Genomic DNA, 14,203 nt, shown 5'->3' on the forward strand with positions numbered 1-14,203 from the left:
CAATACCGCTTTTTTTATGATTTTCATTCAAAAGGAAATAACACTTAAAAGTCGCTCAAAAGGAATTTATCTGATTACTTCAGAAATAATTTCTGAAATACCCGAGATAAAAAGTATCCGTGTTGGAATAGCGAACATTTTTTTAAAACATACTTCAGCTTCTCTTTCAATAAATGAAAACGCAAGTCCTGAGGTTCGAGTTGATATGGATAATTTTCTGGATAAACTTGTTCCGAATGAAAAATATTTTTTGCACAATTATGAGGGCGAAGATGATATGCCGGCACATATAAAAACTTCCTTGATTGGAAATTCGTTAACAATTCCTATCACTGATGGAAGACTGAACCTTGGTACCTGGCAAGGAATTTATCTTTGTGAACATCGTATTCACTCGCACAGAAGAAAAGTTGTAATAACTTTAATTGGAACCGAATAATAATCTCATAAACCAACGAGAAAGTAGATGAAGAAAATTTTATTTGTTTGTATGGGAAACATCTGCCGCTCACCTGCTGCCGAAGGAGTAATGAAATCGCTTGTAAATCAGAATGGTCTGAAAGATAAAGTCTTTATTGATTCAGCAGGAACGATTGATTATCACGCAGGTGAACTTCCCGACTCGAGAATGATTGAAGCAGCCGCAGAAAGAGGCTACGAGTTAAATCATAAAGCTAGACAGATAACAAAATCAGATCTGGAAAAGTTTGATTACATTATCACAATGGATGATCAAATTCACCGTTCCGTTCAAAGACTTGATTCACAAAAGAAATTTCAGAATAAAATTTTTAAGATGGCAGATTTCCTTTCAGAGATGAAAGCCAAAGAAATTCCTGATCCTTATTACGGAGATAAAAGTGATTTTGAGTATTCATTGGATTTAATCGAAGATGCTGCAAAAGGTTTATTAAAGCACATTCAAAATGAATTATGAGAGATGCAATAATTAAATACATCGAGAAAGAACTCAATTGTAAAATTGTATCATCAAAGAGTGTTGGTGGTGGTTGCATAAACGATGCACAAACAATAACAACTTCCGACGGCAGAAAATATTTTTTAAAGTTGAATTATCATTCAGCAAAAGATATGTTTTACAAGGAAGCAAATGGTTTGAGAGAACTTAAAAGAGCCAAAGCAATAAGAGTTCCTGATGTAGTTCTGGTTGACACTAATTTTATTTTGCTCGAACATATAAACATTGGTAGAAAATCAAAAACATTTGACGAAGATTTCGGAAGATCATTCGCAAAGATGCATCAATTCACTTCAGAACATTTTGGCTTTTATGAAGATAATTACATTGGTTCAACACCTCAAAGAAATATTCCTGAACCGGATGAAAAAAATAACTGGATAAAATTTTATTTCAACAAGCGTATTTTGTTTCAATACAAATTACTCGAAAAAAATGGTTATGCAGACTCATCAATGAAAAGAAGAATTTCTTTACTTGAAGATAAGATTGAAACGATTTTGCAGGGTTCAGAAAATATTCCTTCACTTTTGCACGGTGATTTATGGTCAGGAAATTATTTAGTTGATGAAAATGGGAATGCGTGCCTTATTGATCCTGCAGTTTATTATGGTAACAGAGAAGCTGATCTTGCAATGACAAAATTGTTCGGCGGATTTAGTTCAACATTTTATAAATCATACAATGAATTCTTTCCTTTACCTGAAGGATATGATTACCGTGAGAATATTTATAAACTTTATCATATAATGAATCACCTTAATCTTTTTGGTGGCGGTTATTATCATCAGACAATTTCGCTTATGGACTTTTATTTATGAAATTTTTAATAACGCTTTTTATTTTATCGACCATACATCTTTTTGCTCAGATTGAAGAAGAAGTAATTATTGATTCGGATATGACTTTTGAAGAAGCTATCGCAGGAATAAATATTCCGGAAACAATCAGAAATAATCTTGTCTTAATTGATGTTCAATACTACTCTTTTGATGACAAGTTACATCAAGGTCAATTGGTGGTTCATAAATCAACGGCAAAAGATTTAATAGAAATATTCAGAATTATTAAAGAAATAAAATTCCCGATTGAAAAAGCAATTCCGATTGCGAAGTATGGGTGGAATGATGATGTATCTATGAGTGTTAACAATACTTCGGCATTTAATTACAGAAGATTAAGAGATGCAAACATAGTTTCTTACCATGCAAAAGGATTGGCAATTGATATTAACCCAATGCAGAATCCTCATATCAAAAGAGGAAAAACAATTCCTGAAGGTTCAACATATGATAAATCAAAACCAGGAACATTGACTGAGTCATCACAGATTGTCAAAGAATTCCGCAAACGCGGTTGGATGTGGGGTGGTTTCTGGCGCTCTTCAAAAGACTATCAGCATTTCGAAAAGAGAACTAACTAATTTTTATCAAATAAAAATTTTAGAAACTTTGGTGCACGCTTTGACCACGCGATTTCATTATGCTCGGCTTCATTATCTTTTATCCACATTATATCTTCACTTAATTTATATCCCAAATCATTTAACACTTTTAACATTTCGTCTATTCCAGCTTGTAGTTCAGCTTCCAAACCAACACCTCCGTTATCAATGTAAATCTTCAAAGGTTTCTTAGCGCCGGAATAATTCTTCACAACACTTACATAATCAACATCTCTGATTTTGAATGCCGGTGAAATACAAATCATTCTTGAAAATACTTCAGGATATTCCCAACCAAGCATAAAAGAAATTAATCCACCCATCGAAGAACCGCCAACAAAAGTATTCTCTCTTGTTGAGAGTGTTTTAAAGTTTTTATCAATAAATGGTTTAAGCTCACTTACGATGAACCGCATATAATTTTCACCTTCTTCAGTATTTGAATATTCATAGAATCTTCTGCCGGAATTATAAATCGCAACAACAATGAAAGAAGGAACATCGCCAAGTGAAATAAGACTATCGGCTATTTCATCAATCCTCCAATCATACCCAAGTGTTGATGTTGCCGGATTAAAAACATTCTGACCATCGTGCATATAAAGCACCGGATACTTTTTGCTGTCAGAAGAATCATAATCAGGTGGCAACCAAATAATTACATCTCTGTCCTGAATTTCTTTAGCATCAAAATTTTTGATGTGTACATATTTTCCATTAATTGTATCTGGTACACTTATACGGAATTCATCTTTCCAGTAGTTAATCTTAAATGTTAAAACCGTGTCGTTGATAACCGTAAGTTTATGGTTCGGAGGAACAGTTTTATCATTTGTTAATGCTTCCTTACTCCAATCTCCTTTTGTAAACTTAAATTCAAGAAATTCATTTTTGTTGAATAAAAAAGTTTTCGTCCAAATAAATAAATCAATTTGTTCGAGGACAATTCTGTTCGGAATCCATTCTCCAAGCTGAGTATGATTTCCAGCGATAAAAACTTTTTCACTTTCCTGAACTGAATTCGCGCAGACATTTATTGTGACTTTAACTTGAGCAAAAGTAAGTATCGAAACACAAATTGATACTAAAAGTGTTAATGTTATTTTTCGCATAATTAAAATATTTTTGTTGTGAAATATATTGAATGATATTTTCTTTTTTATGAAATATTTTTTTTCTTTGACACTAATCATATTGGTCATTAACGGTTGTGTTGAAAGGCAGAGCTTTGATGATACCAGCGGTGCACCTCCGATTTCCGGTCTGTTTACTGAAATTGGTGGAAAAATTTCAGGAAAATTAACCAGAGCAGATTCACCTTATCTGATCAAAGAAGATTTAATTATAGAACCATCTGATACACTAATAATTGAACCTGATGCAGAGCTTTACTTTGATGACGGCAAAAAAATGATTGTGCAAGGAACTCTTATTGCAGTTGGGACAAGATATCGTCCAATTCTTTTTACAGCTTATAACAGAGACTGGGAAGGAATAAAATTTCTTTACTCCAATCACAATTCAGTAATTCAGTTTTGTATAATTGAAAAAATAGTTTTTGAAAAACAAGATGGAACCGGTTATTCTGCTATTTCATTTATTGGCTCTTCTGCTGAGTTGAAAAACAATTATATAACTGAAAACAAATCTAAAATCGGCGGTGCAATAGGATTACGAAGCTCAGTGATTAGCATCTATAACAATATCTTCACAAAAAATTCAGCACAATCTCAGGGTGGAACAATTCATTCAGTTAATTCAAATCTGACTGTTATAAATTGCGTATTCTATAAAAACACAAGTTCATTGGAAGGCGCCGGAATTTTTGTTGACTATCATTTGCGGACTGAAATTCACAACAATATTTTCTTTAAAAATAATTCTCCAACCGGAAAGCATAACTTCTTTTTTGCACCAGGTGATTCATCAAACCTGATTGAACAATATAATTTTTTCGGTGATGAAGATAATGATCCTATGTTTCTATTTGAAGATGATTTCAGACTTTATTATATGTCACCTTGTAAAGATGCCGGAAATCCTGATCCTGAATTTAATGATATAGATGGTTCGCGCAACGATCAGGGTGCTTACGGCGGACCTTATGGAGGATGGTGAAATGTTAATAAAATTTTTAAATGATCGGTATTTAATCCGCGATTTTCAATTAGGTGATGTTGAAGCTCTTGTAAAGTATGCTAATAATTATAAAATCTTTCGTTGGGTTAAAGATAATTTTCCTTATCCATATTCAATTAAAGATGCTGAACAATGGGTTACTGTCTCTCGAAATACCAACGATGGACTCAATTATGCAATTGCAAATCAGAATGAATTGATTGGCGGAATTGGAGTAAAATTTAAAGAAGATGTTTACCGATATTCCTGGGAACTTGGTTATTGGCTTGGAGAACCATTCTGGGGAAAAGGTATTGTTACAGAAGCTGTAAAAGTTTTTACAAAATATTTATTCAATCACTACAATATCAGATCAATTACTGCTAATGTTTATGAGGGGAATAAAGCTTCAATGAGAGTTTTAACAAAGGCCGGATTCAAACTTGATGGTGTGATAAGAAAAGCTGTATTTAAAGAAAAATTATTTTGGGACTTGTATGTTTATTCATTGTTAAGAGAAGAAGTAAAATAAAATTTAAAAGTATCTATCCAGTTTAAACTTCTCACCAAGATACAATTTCCTTACTTCCTCATCATTTGCTAAATCGAGTGCATTACCCTGCTTGAAGATAACTCCATTGATAAGAATATAAGCATTATCAACAATACTTAATGTTTCGTGAACATTGTGATCAGTAATTAAAACTCCGATGCCTCTGTTTTTAAGATTTGCAACAATGTTCATAATGTCCTCAACAGCAATTGGATCAACTCCGGCAAAAGGTTCATCGAGTAAAATAAAACTAGGATCAGTAGCGAGTGCACGCGCTATTTCTGTTCTTCTTCTTTCACCACCGCTTAACTGAAATCCCATACTTTTTCTGATGTGTGTAATAGATAATTCTTCAAGAAGCTTTTCACATTTTTCTTTTTGATCTGTTGAGGAAAGATTAGTCATTTCAAGAACTGCTAAAAGATTTTCTTCAACTGTCAGTCTTCTGAAAATTGATGCTTCCTGTGGTAAATATCCAATGCCCAATCTTGCCCTTTTGTACATTGGAATTTTAGTAATCTCTAAATCGTCAAGAAAAACTTTTCCGGATTCAGGTTTTATCATTCCGGTAATCATATAAAATGTAGTTGTCTTCCCTGCTCCGTTCGGTCCAAGTAATCCGACAATCTCACCCTTTGAAACTTTGACAGAAGCTTTATTAACAACTGTTCTTTTCTTATAAACCTTTACTAAATTTTCACTTCTTAATGTAGTTGCCATTTTATCCTGTTAATTTGCTCATACATTTTTTGTTTGTCAGGTCGTTCGTCACTAAAAATAAATTTCGGGAGTTGAAAAGTTTTCTCATTTCCGCTGACTTGTTGTTCCGGATAATATTCACTTCCGGGATTTCCGAAAAGTTTAACTTCACTTACTTCATTATCTTCGAATAAAATTGCTGCATCTAATGAATTTGCTTTCATCAAACCATTCGGTTGATCTTCTTCGTAAAGATAATAAATTGAATATACATTGCCGAAAAATTCTGCTCTCTGAATTTTATTATCGTTAAAGAACATCTTAATACCAGTAGCGGAAGACTGATCAAATCGGTTTAAATAATTTTTATGCTGTGATACCATAAAAGCATTACCATCAACATCAAGCTGTCTGATTTTTTTATCTTCAATATAAATTGTAATTGAATCTCCTGTTAGTTGAGAATTATCATACCACAAAATTGGCTGATTATGTTCATCACTGATTTTTTGAGTTATAATTTTTTCTTCATCTTTCAGATAAACTGTAAGATCATTTTTTGATGCGAATAAATCACGAATAATTCTTACTGAATCTGTTGCAATGAATTTCTGTTCTGGTTCACGAAAGACTTCCATTACTTTACACTGAATGAGTAAAGTATCAAGTCTTACTGTTTCAAAACCAAGTGAATCTGTTGATTTGCTTGTATCTACCTGAACAAGCATCGGGAGTTTATCAATTATTGTGTACTTGCTCTCACGATAATCCTCAAGATGTTCACCAAAGACCAAAGAATTATTTGAATTATTTTTTATTACAACATTACCTGAAGCAATTGTAATTTGTTTTTTTCTGAAATGATCAACTGTGTCAGCAAAAATCGTATTAAGAGAATCAATAATCTTTACATCAATGGTTGCAATAGCTCTGTCTTCATTTCTTAAATAAGTCAGTTGCTGTGATGTTAATGTTGAAGCAGTATCATAAAGTCTTACATTCTTTTGAAAGACCGCTTTGTCCTCATCGAAAAAATATTCGCCCTGTTCAGCCGTAAGTACAACTTTTTTATCTTCGAGCGTTACACCAGAATTACTTGAAGTCTTTCTTAAATTCCCGAAATAAAATCCTCTTTCGGTTTTGATGATTAGAGTATCCTGCGTAGCAACTACATCACCAATAAGTTCAGCATCATTTCTTGAAAGATATTGGATGGCTTTGCGGCAGGTTATTTTAACATTGCCTTGAGTTAAAATAACATTTCCACTCACTTCACGAATTGACTCACCGTTTACAACTTTTCCAACAAGACTATCACCAATAACTGTAATCATTTCTTTTTCCTGAGCAAAAGAAATGAGAGAAAAAGAGAAAATCATTATGAGTATTTTTTTAATCACAAAGTATCCCGTCTGGTGATGTAAGTGATATTATATATAACATAATTTTTCAGATTCTGATCAGACTCAAATCCATAACCCTGAATTTTTTCTTTCGGAGAAAGTATTGTTACAAATTTATCAGAAACAATTTTTCTATCTTTATTTCGCCACATCATCTCATCTGTTGTAATGGTAACGCTGTCACTCACAGCTACTACACTATCAATTGCAAAAAGATCATTTGTAAGATCATCAACTCTACCTCGTTTGGAAGTGAGAGTTGTTGTCTTTCTTTCATTAATATCATAAAAATCTATTTTGATGCTACTATCAAGTAGAGTTTCATTTTTCTCCGGATACATTCTGATGTGTCCGGCATAAAGTATTGCACGAATTTTCCCTGAATCAGAAAATGTTACAACTGAGTTCCAGCTTTCCTGAGCAGGAATATCTTTATCCTGAAATGTTCTGTCTATTGGTGGTTTAACGCGCTCACCTGAGCAAGCTGTTAAGAGCAAAAAAATCAAAAGTAGAATGCGCTTCATCTTGCTTGCAAACCGAGGTTAATCAAATCGTGAAGATGAACTATTCCGATTGGTTTATTGGAATCGTCAATAACAATCAAACTGGTGATTTTATAATTTTCCATTTGTTGTAAAGCAAACGAGGCGAGAAATTCTGGTTTAATGACTTTCGGATTTTTTGTCATTACATCAATAGCTTTTAAATCTTTTATGTCCATAGTTTTCTCAAGCAGTCTTCTCAAATCGCCATCAGTTATAATACCGGTTAAAATTCCTTCTTCATTTACCACACTTGTAGTGCCCAACCTTTTGGAAGTTATTTCAAGTATAACATCTTTAAGTGAAGTATTTTCACGCACCTTCGGAACTCTTTCACCAGTAACCATTATTTCTTTAATCTTGAGTGATAAACGTTTACCAAGACTTCCACCAGGATGCAGCATTGCGAAATCTTCCTGTGTAAAATTCCTTTTGTGTAAAAGCGCGACTGAAAGTGCATCGCCCATAGCAAGTGTAGCAGTTGTAGATGCGGTTGGAGCCAAATCATAAGGACAGGCTTCTTCTTTTACCGCAATGTTTATAAAGATATCACTCTCTCTGGCAAGCTTAGAATTTTTATTTCCGCACATTGCAATAAGCTTAACACCTAATCGCTTGAACATAGGAATTAAATTAATTATCTCTTCACTTTCACCGCTTTTGGAAATAAGAATTACAACATCTTCACCTCGTACCATTCCCAAATCGCCATGAAGTGCATCTGTAGGATGAAGATAAATTGATGCAGTACCAGTTGAATTAAGTGTTGCTACAATTTTTCTGGCAATTAATCCTGACTTACCCATTCCGGTTAAAACAATTCTTCCTTTGCATTGGTACATGGTTTCAACCGCTTCAACAAATTGTTCATCAATTCCGCTGGCAAGATTGGCAACTGCTTCAGCTTCAATTCTGATTACTTCTTTTCCCCGATGAATAATATCCTTTGAGTTCAATTTATTTTCTCCTGAAAAAACTGAATAAAGATTTTTTCTTTTTCGGTTCAGTTAAAAATTTATCTATAAGATGATCAAGATGAAATCTTCTTTTGTATTTGGAATATAAAAGAAATGCGAGAATTATTTCCGATTCTGTAAACGATTCAATGTCCTCAAAAAGTTTATTTGGATTTTTATAAACCTCATTGCGAGTTTCTCTTTTCAATCTTAAAAGTTCATTATAAAAATTGCTTACTGGAATCGGGTAATTTATTCCACTGCTTTTTTCATACAACCAGATTTTATGTTCAGCTGGCACAATTGCAAGAATATAATTCATTCCATCAATTGAATATAATTTTACTTTGTTTCCATCGGGCGATTTTTTACCCGGTATCCAATCAGAAAGTGTAATAACCCTCTCAACTTTATAAATTTCATTTTGATCAGGATAAGGTGAAATTGAAAATTCAATTTTGTTATCCTGAATTTCATTGATTGAAATTTCAAAAGTTGTTTTGTCAGCTTTAACTACTCCACTTGTTAAGATTGGAGAAGAGGAAATTTCCAAATCAATTTCATCGTCTGCATTTCCAAGCAAATAATTTCCCTCACCAAATCTACCTTCTCCGATTACGAAAAATTCTCTGATTAAACTTCTGTATCTGGCATAACCGGATTTTTCTTCGGGAAGTAATAGCAAGAGCAGATTCAATTCAGCATCAGATAATTTTCTTGGAAATTCTCTCAAGTGTGTTTACTCACGGATTTAATTACTGAATCAATTGCTTTGATTTCAATAAGAAGTTCTTCCAGCTCAGATAATGGTAACTGACTTGCAGCATCACTCAATGCTTTTGATGGTTCAGGATGAACTTCAAGAAATAATGCATCAATGCCAACCGCTGCAGCAGATCTCGCAAGTGGTCTGATAAATTTCGGCTGACCACCACTTACATTATCTTTACTCGGTAGCTGAACTGAGTGAGTCGCATCCATAACAACGGGATATCCAATCTCGCGCATAATTACAAGCGAACGCATATCAACAACTAAATTGTGATAACCAAATGTGGTTCCTCGTTCTGTGAGCAATATCTTTTTATTACCGGTTGAAGCAACTTTATCAGCAGCGTGCTTCATATCTTCAGGAGCGAGAAATTGTCCTTTCTTAATATTAACTGCCAAACCTGAATTACCTGCTGCGATGAGTAATTCTGTTTGTCGGCAAAGAAAAGCAGGTATCTGAATAACATCAACTGCATTTTTAACTTTATCAATATCTGATTCTGTGTGAATATCTGTAAGAACAGGAATTTCAAATTCATCACGAACTTTTTTGAGGATAGAGATAGCTTTTTCATCACCAAGTCCAGAGAATGAATTCAGATTAGTTCTGTTTGCCTTTTTAAAACTTGATTTGAATATAAAAGGGATACTATTTCTCGCAGCTATTTCTGAGATTTTTTTCGCCGTTGAGAATATCAATTCTTCACTTTCAACAACACAAGGTCCTGCAATCAGAACAAATGGCAGGTTATCGCCAATTTTAATATTTCCTACTTCTATTACCATTTTCCATAATTTGTTTTGTGTGAAAATAAAAAAATTGCAGTTGGGAATGAAGTGATTAAATCTGCTTCCATCCATCAATGTTACCTTATGAAAATAGACAGCTCCTGAGCACAGAATTTCAAATAATTTTGTTTCTCAACATTAAGTGATATTATTTTTCTTTAGTAGAATTTTCAAAATTCAGAGGAGAGATGAAAAATAACGATCGTAAAATGCAGATAATAAAAGCCGCTGATAAAAGATTTGCCCGCCATGGATTCCACAAAACCAATATGGATGAGATTGCAAGAGATATAAGAATTGGAAAACCAACTCTTTACTACTACTTCGAATCAAAGGATGCTTTATATATTGAAGTTATAAAATGGGAATTTGAAAATTACCTCGAAATGGTAAATCAGATTTTTTCAAATGATGAGCATTCAATTGAGAACAGGTTTGAAGATTATTTTATTAAAAAAGATTCTGTCAGAAATGATTTTAAGTTGATCTTCGAAATAATTGTTCAGTTCATTGCCGAAAGAACTACTGAAGCTGAAACAGAATTATTGAAAGAATATCTTACAAAAGAAGAAGAAATAATTAAGAAAGTACTTGTTTATTTCTATAAAGATAAAATTAAAGCTGTCAGTAAATCACTTCCTTATTCAGTGGTAATGCTTAGCTGGATGATTGCAGTTGGTAGAAAAGTGAGCTCACAGTTAAACTCAGAGAAAGAATTCTTAACTCTGGAAAATATCCAGGGAATTATTAATTCATTACTCGATTAATCTTTGTCGTCTTCCTCTTCTTCGCCAAAAATATATTTTTCATATTTGTGTTTGATTAATTGCGCCTCAACAATAAAGAAAACATCTTCTGCGATGTTTGTTGAATGATCGGCAACTCTCTCTAATTCTCTTGATATTACGAGTAAAGCAACAGCCGCTTCAATATTATCCGGATTCTCTTTCATAATTGACTTAAGAATTGTATGATTCTCTGCATTCAACTTATCAATCTGATCGTCAGATACAATTACTTTCTTTGCAAGCTCAGCGTTTCCGTTTATATAAGCGTCAATTGCATTCTTCAGAACCTCTTTTGTAAGTTGAAACATTTCAGGAAGTTTAGTGCGGTTATAAAAATCTGGCTTCTTCTGAATCAATAAAATGTTTTCACAAATGTTAACTGAGATATCACCAATTCTTTCAAGGTCAGTATTCAAAGTCATTGAAGACATTATCAATCTTAAATCCATTGCAACAGGTTGTGATAATGCAAAAATTTTCTGACAGATTTTTTCAATCTTTAAATCATATTTATCAACTTTAGCATCACGTTCAATAACAAGGTTAGCTAATTCAAGATTTTCTTCCTCAACAGCTTTAACAGTTAACTGAAATTGTTCGTCAACAAGACTGCACATTTTCAAAATTCTTGTTTTTAATTTTTCTAAATGCTCATCTAATAATCTTTGCATTGTTCTCTCCTTAAAAGTAAGTTATGAATTAACCGAACCTTCCTGTAATATAATCTTCCGTCTGTTTATTGGAAGGGTTGGTAAATATCTTTGAAGTTTTATCAAATTCAATCAAGCTTCCGAGATAGAAGAAAGCCGTATAATCACTTACTCTTGCAGCTTGCTGAAGGTTATGTGTTACTATTACAATTGTATAATTATTTCGTAACTGATGAATAAGTTCCTCAACTTTTGCGGTTGAAATCGGATCAAGAGCACTTGCAGGCTCATCCATCAATAAAATTTCCGGTTCGATTGCCAATGCTCTTGCAATGCAAAGTCTTTGCTGCTGCCCACCTGACAAACCAAGTGCAGATTCATTCAAGCGATCTTTAACTTCATCCCACAAGGCTGCTTGCTTCAGACTTCTTTCAACAATTTCATCAAGTTCATTCTTTGATTTTTTACCAAGTCCACCAATTCTTAATCCGAACGCAACATTTTCATAAATTGATTTTGGGAAAGGATTAGATTTCTGGAAAATCATTCCAACTCTTTTTCTAAGTTCCACAACATCAATCCCGCTTTCATAAATATTCTGACCATCAATAATAATTTCACCTTCAACTCTCACATCATCAATAAGTTCATTCATCCTGTTCAATGTTCTGAGAAATGTAGATTTGCCACAACCTGATGGTCCAATTAACGCAGTTACATTGTTTGACGGAATTTTCAAATTGATATTTTTCAAAGCAATTACATCACCATAGTAAAAATTAAGATTGTTTACTTCAATCTTTATTTTACCGGACTTTTGCTTTTCACTATGTTGAACTGTTTCCACTGTCTGTTCTTTCATATCAACTATCTCTAAAATGTAGATGATTTATATTTTTTCCTAAGATTAGCACGAATTATCATTGCAGTAATATTCAGAAGCACTACTATCAAAATTAATAATAAAGTTGTTGTATAAACCATTGGCATCGCCGCTTCAATATTTGGTGATTGAAATCCAACATCATAAATGTGAAATCCCAGATGCATAAATTTTCTGTCAAGATGGAAGAAAGGGAAATATGAATCAAACGGCAATGATGGCGCAAGCTTTACAACGCCTGTAATCATTAAAGGAGCAACTTCACCGGCTGCACGAGCCATTGCTAAAATTAGTCCTGTTAAAATTCCGGGAGTTGCTGCTGGTAAAATGACTCTTCTTACAACCTGCCATTTGGTTGCCCCTAGAGCTAAAGCTGCTTCTCTCATTCCACGAGGAATTTGAGTTAGAGCTTCTTCAGTTGCAACTATAACAACAGGCATTGTTAACAAAGCTAATGTTAATGAAGCCCAAAGAATTCCACCTGTTCCCCAGGTTGGAGAAGGAAGTCTTTCAGGAAAGAAAAGTTGATCAATTGTTCCACCGATTAAGTAAATAAAAAATCCAAGTCCGAAAACACCAAAAACAATTGAAGGAACTCCTGCAAGGTTATTAACAGCAATACGAACTGTTCTTACTAAAGGACCTTGCTTTGCATATTCACGTAAATACAAAGCAGCAAGAACTCCAAAAGGAACTGTGAAAATGCTCATCAGCAGAACCATCATTACTGTACCGAATATTGCAGGAAACACACCACCTTCAGTGTTTGATTCTCTTGGGTCATCAAAAATGAATTCGCGAATTTTTGTAAATGTAAATCCGATTTTACTTGCGAATGACATATTATTTGGTTGATAAACTCTCACGATGTTAATCATTGGAATTGTTTTACCTCTTCCGTTCGCATCTTCACAATAAACTGCATATCTTGAAGCAAGCAAATTCAATGAGTCAACTTTTGTTTTTAGAACTTCATACTTTTTATTTTCCTGAGCAATTTCATTTTCAAGTTTAGCTATTTCGACTTTATTATTTTCTGAATTTTTTCCTTCATACTGAATCTTCTTAATCTTTAGTCTAAGATTTTCGATATTGTAATTTACTTTTCCGATTTTTGATTTTTCGATGTCTTTAATTTCATCACGAATAGATGATGTAATACTTAGATAGGAATTGAGTTTACCAGCAACATTTTCTTCACCTTTTACTTTAACATTTCCATCAATCAGAATTTCTTTTATGAATCCATAAAAATTTCCAAACTCCATTCTTTCGATGGTCGAAGCAAACTTTGGTAATTCTGTTTGCTTAATTTCCCTTTCATCAATCCATTGGAAATCAAAACCATATAAATCGCGATTACCGATTTTCATTTGCATTCTCATCAATCCTGTATTCCATAGAGAGTCAGGTAAATTAAGATTCGGAATTGGTTCTTCTTTAACAATTTCACCAAGTTGTTTACTTCCATCTGTTCTTGTTATCTGAACAATTTCAGAAGCCCAGAAATAATCCTTTCCGTTTACAACAATCAGAAACAGAAGTCCGGTAATCATAATCAGACTTAAGCCAAGTCCCATTCCGGTAAACCAGATAAATATTTCTCCTGATCTAAAATATTTTTTCAT

General features: G+C 33.3%; 17 protein-coding genes. 7 read left to right on the top strand and 10 right to left on the bottom strand.

Annotated elements, in window-relative coordinates; genetic code table 11:
* The first annotated feature begins 16 nt into the window (after positions 1 to 16).
* From Q0X14_RS04190 to Q0X14_RS04205, 4 genes are read left to right on the top strand one after another with little or no spacing between them, the layout of a single operon-like run.
* A complete protein-coding gene (locus Q0X14_RS04190) occupies positions 17 to 439 on the top strand; it encodes a secondary thiamine-phosphate synthase enzyme YjbQ (RefSeq protein ID WP_297842841.1) in 423 nt (140 codons plus the stop codon).
* 27 nt (positions 440 to 466) lie between these two features.
* Positions 467 to 937, top strand: coding sequence for a low molecular weight protein-tyrosine-phosphatase (locus Q0X14_RS04195; RefSeq protein ID WP_297842844.1), 471 nt, complete (start codon positions 467 to 469; stop codon positions 935 to 937).
* The gene (locus Q0X14_RS04200; RefSeq protein ID WP_297842846.1) at positions 934 to 1,800 is read left to right on the top strand and encodes a fructosamine kinase family protein; all 867 of its coding nucleotides are present in this window, start codon (positions 934 to 936) and stop codon (positions 1,798 to 1,800) included. Before Q0X14_RS04195 ends, Q0X14_RS04200 begins: the two co-directional genes overlap by 4 nt.
* The gene (locus Q0X14_RS04205) at positions 1,797 to 2,402 is read left to right on the top strand and encodes a M15 family metallopeptidase (RefSeq protein WP_297842851.1); all 606 of its coding nucleotides are present in this window, start codon (positions 1,797 to 1,799) and stop codon (positions 2,400 to 2,402) included. Before Q0X14_RS04200 ends, Q0X14_RS04205 begins: the two co-directional genes overlap by 4 nt.
* Here Q0X14_RS04205 and Q0X14_RS04210 read toward each other — a convergent pair.
* Positions 2,399 to 3,535: an alpha/beta hydrolase-fold protein gene (locus Q0X14_RS04210; RefSeq protein WP_297842854.1), complete on the bottom strand. Its 1,137-nt coding sequence runs from the start codon at positions 3,533 to 3,535 to the stop codon at positions 2,399 to 2,401. The two genes, Q0X14_RS04205 and Q0X14_RS04210, sit on opposite strands and share 4 nt — an antisense overlap.
* 49 nt (positions 3,536 to 3,584) lie before the next feature.
* On the opposite strand from Q0X14_RS04210, the gene Q0X14_RS04215 reads away from it, so the two are divergent.
* Together Q0X14_RS04215 and Q0X14_RS04220 are read left to right on the top strand one after the other, a co-directional pair.
* Positions 3,585 to 4,541, top strand: a complete 957-nt coding sequence (locus Q0X14_RS04215; protein ID WP_297842857.1) for a right-handed parallel beta-helix repeat-containing protein — start codon at positions 3,585 to 3,587, stop codon at positions 4,539 to 4,541.
* Between the two features lies 1 nt (position 4,542).
* Complete coding sequence (locus Q0X14_RS04220) at positions 4,543 to 5,073, top strand: GNAT family protein (RefSeq protein WP_297842860.1); 531 nt, start codon at positions 4,543 to 4,545, stop codon at positions 5,071 to 5,073.
* 3 nt (positions 5,074 to 5,076) lie between these two features.
* On the opposite strand, the gene lptB is transcribed toward Q0X14_RS04220, so the two are convergent.
* From lptB to kdsA, 6 genes are read right to left on the bottom strand one after another with little or no spacing between them, the layout of a single operon-like run.
* A complete protein-coding gene (gene lptB, locus Q0X14_RS04225; protein ID WP_297842862.1) occupies positions 5,077 to 5,814 on the bottom strand; it encodes an LPS export ABC transporter ATP-binding protein in 738 nt (245 codons plus the stop codon).
* A complete protein-coding gene (locus tag Q0X14_RS04230) occupies positions 5,799 to 7,193 on the bottom strand; it encodes an OstA-like protein (RefSeq protein WP_297842866.1) in 1,395 nt (464 codons plus the stop codon). Before Q0X14_RS04230 ends, lptB begins: the two co-directional genes overlap by 16 nt.
* Complete coding sequence (lptC, locus tag Q0X14_RS04235; protein ID WP_297842868.1) at positions 7,190 to 7,720, bottom strand: LPS export ABC transporter periplasmic protein LptC; 531 nt, start codon at positions 7,718 to 7,720, stop codon at positions 7,190 to 7,192. Before lptC ends, Q0X14_RS04230 begins: the two co-directional genes overlap by 4 nt.
* Positions 7,717 to 8,694 carry a KpsF/GutQ family sugar-phosphate isomerase gene (locus tag Q0X14_RS04240; RefSeq protein ID WP_297842873.1) on the bottom strand — a complete coding sequence of 326 codons (978 nt, stop codon included), beginning with the start codon at positions 8,692 to 8,694 and terminating at the stop codon, positions 7,717 to 7,719. The genes lptC and Q0X14_RS04240 overlap by 4 nt, the downstream gene beginning before the upstream one ends.
* Position 8,695: 1 nt before the next feature.
* Positions 8,696 to 9,427 (bottom strand): hypothetical protein, encoded by a 732-nt coding sequence (locus Q0X14_RS04245; protein ID WP_297842875.1) that lies wholly within the window; start codon positions 9,425 to 9,427, stop codon positions 8,696 to 8,698.
* Entirely contained in the window at positions 9,424 to 10,251 is an 828-nt protein-coding gene (gene kdsA / locus Q0X14_RS04250) for a 3-deoxy-8-phosphooctulonate synthase (RefSeq protein ID WP_297842878.1), read from the bottom strand. The genes Q0X14_RS04245 and kdsA overlap by 4 nt, the downstream gene beginning before the upstream one ends.
* Positions 10,252 to 10,442: 191 nt before the next feature.
* On the opposite strand from kdsA, the gene Q0X14_RS04255 reads away from it, so the two are divergent.
* A complete protein-coding gene (locus Q0X14_RS04255) occupies positions 10,443 to 11,021 on the top strand; it encodes a TetR/AcrR family transcriptional regulator (protein WP_297842880.1) in 579 nt (192 codons plus the stop codon).
* Here Q0X14_RS04255 and phoU read toward each other — a convergent pair.
* Genes phoU through pstA form a run of 3 tightly spaced genes read right to left on the bottom strand, consistent with a single transcriptional unit; the run spans position 11,018 to position 14,203 of the window.
* Positions 11,018 to 11,713, bottom strand: a complete 696-nt coding sequence (gene phoU / locus Q0X14_RS04260) for a phosphate signaling complex protein PhoU (RefSeq protein ID WP_297842884.1) — start codon at positions 11,711 to 11,713, stop codon at positions 11,018 to 11,020. The two genes, Q0X14_RS04255 and phoU, sit on opposite strands and share 4 nt — an antisense overlap.
* A 28-nt stretch (positions 11,714 to 11,741) precedes the next feature.
* A complete protein-coding gene (pstB, locus tag Q0X14_RS04265; RefSeq protein WP_297842886.1) occupies positions 11,742 to 12,554 on the bottom strand; it encodes a phosphate ABC transporter ATP-binding protein PstB in 813 nt (270 codons plus the stop codon).
* A gap of 11 nt (positions 12,555 to 12,565) precedes the next feature.
* Entirely contained in the window at positions 12,566 to 14,203 is a 1,638-nt protein-coding gene (gene pstA / locus Q0X14_RS04270) for a phosphate ABC transporter permease PstA (protein WP_297842889.1), read from the bottom strand.

The sequence above is a fragment of the Ignavibacterium sp. genome (genome assembly GCF_025998815.1).
In the GTDB taxonomy this organism is placed as follows: Bacteria; Bacteroidota; Ignavibacteria; order Ignavibacteriales; family Ignavibacteriaceae; genus Ignavibacterium.

What these genes read in the sequence shown, in the direction of transcription:
- pstB (WP_297842886.1), bottom strand. Translation starts at nt 12,554, where the DNA reads ATGAAAGAACAGACAGTGGAAACAGTTCAACATAGTGAAAAGCAAAAG.
- Q0X14_RS04200 (WP_297842846.1), top strand. Translation starts at nt 934, where the DNA reads ATGAGAGATGCAATAATTAAATACATCGAGAAAGAACTCAATTGTAAA.
- pstA (WP_297842889.1), bottom strand. Translation starts at nt 14,203, where the DNA reads ATGAAAAAATATTTTAGATCAGGAGAAATATTTATCTGGTTTACCGGA.
- Q0X14_RS04210 (WP_297842854.1), bottom strand. Translation starts at nt 3,535, where the DNA reads ATGCGAAAAATAACATTAACACTTTTAGTATCAATTTGTGTTTCGATA.
- Q0X14_RS04215 (WP_297842857.1), top strand. Translation starts at nt 3,585, where the DNA reads ATGAAATATTTTTTTTCTTTGACACTAATCATATTGGTCATTAACGGT.
- Q0X14_RS04190 (WP_297842841.1), top strand. Translation starts at nt 17, where the DNA reads ATGATTTTCATTCAAAAGGAAATAACACTTAAAAGTCGCTCAAAAGGA.
- lptC (WP_297842868.1), bottom strand. Translation starts at nt 7,720, where the DNA reads ATGAAGCGCATTCTACTTTTGATTTTTTTGCTCTTAACAGCTTGCTCA.
- Q0X14_RS04205 (WP_297842851.1), top strand. Translation starts at nt 1,797, where the DNA reads ATGAAATTTTTAATAACGCTTTTTATTTTATCGACCATACATCTTTTT.
- Q0X14_RS04255 (WP_297842880.1), top strand. Translation starts at nt 10,443, where the DNA reads ATGAAAAATAACGATCGTAAAATGCAGATAATAAAAGCCGCTGATAAA.
- Q0X14_RS04195 (WP_297842844.1), top strand. Translation starts at nt 467, where the DNA reads ATGAAGAAAATTTTATTTGTTTGTATGGGAAACATCTGCCGCTCACCT.
- kdsA (WP_297842878.1), bottom strand. Translation starts at nt 10,251, where the DNA reads ATGGTAATAGAAGTAGGAAATATTAAAATTGGCGATAACCTGCCATTT.
- phoU (WP_297842884.1), bottom strand. Translation starts at nt 11,713, where the DNA reads ATGCAAAGATTATTAGATGAGCATTTAGAAAAATTAAAAACAAGAATT.
- Q0X14_RS04220 (WP_297842860.1), top strand. Translation starts at nt 4,543, where the DNA reads ATGTTAATAAAATTTTTAAATGATCGGTATTTAATCCGCGATTTTCAA.
- lptB (WP_297842862.1), bottom strand. Translation starts at nt 5,814, where the DNA reads ATGGCAACTACATTAAGAAGTGAAAATTTAGTAAAGGTTTATAAGAAA.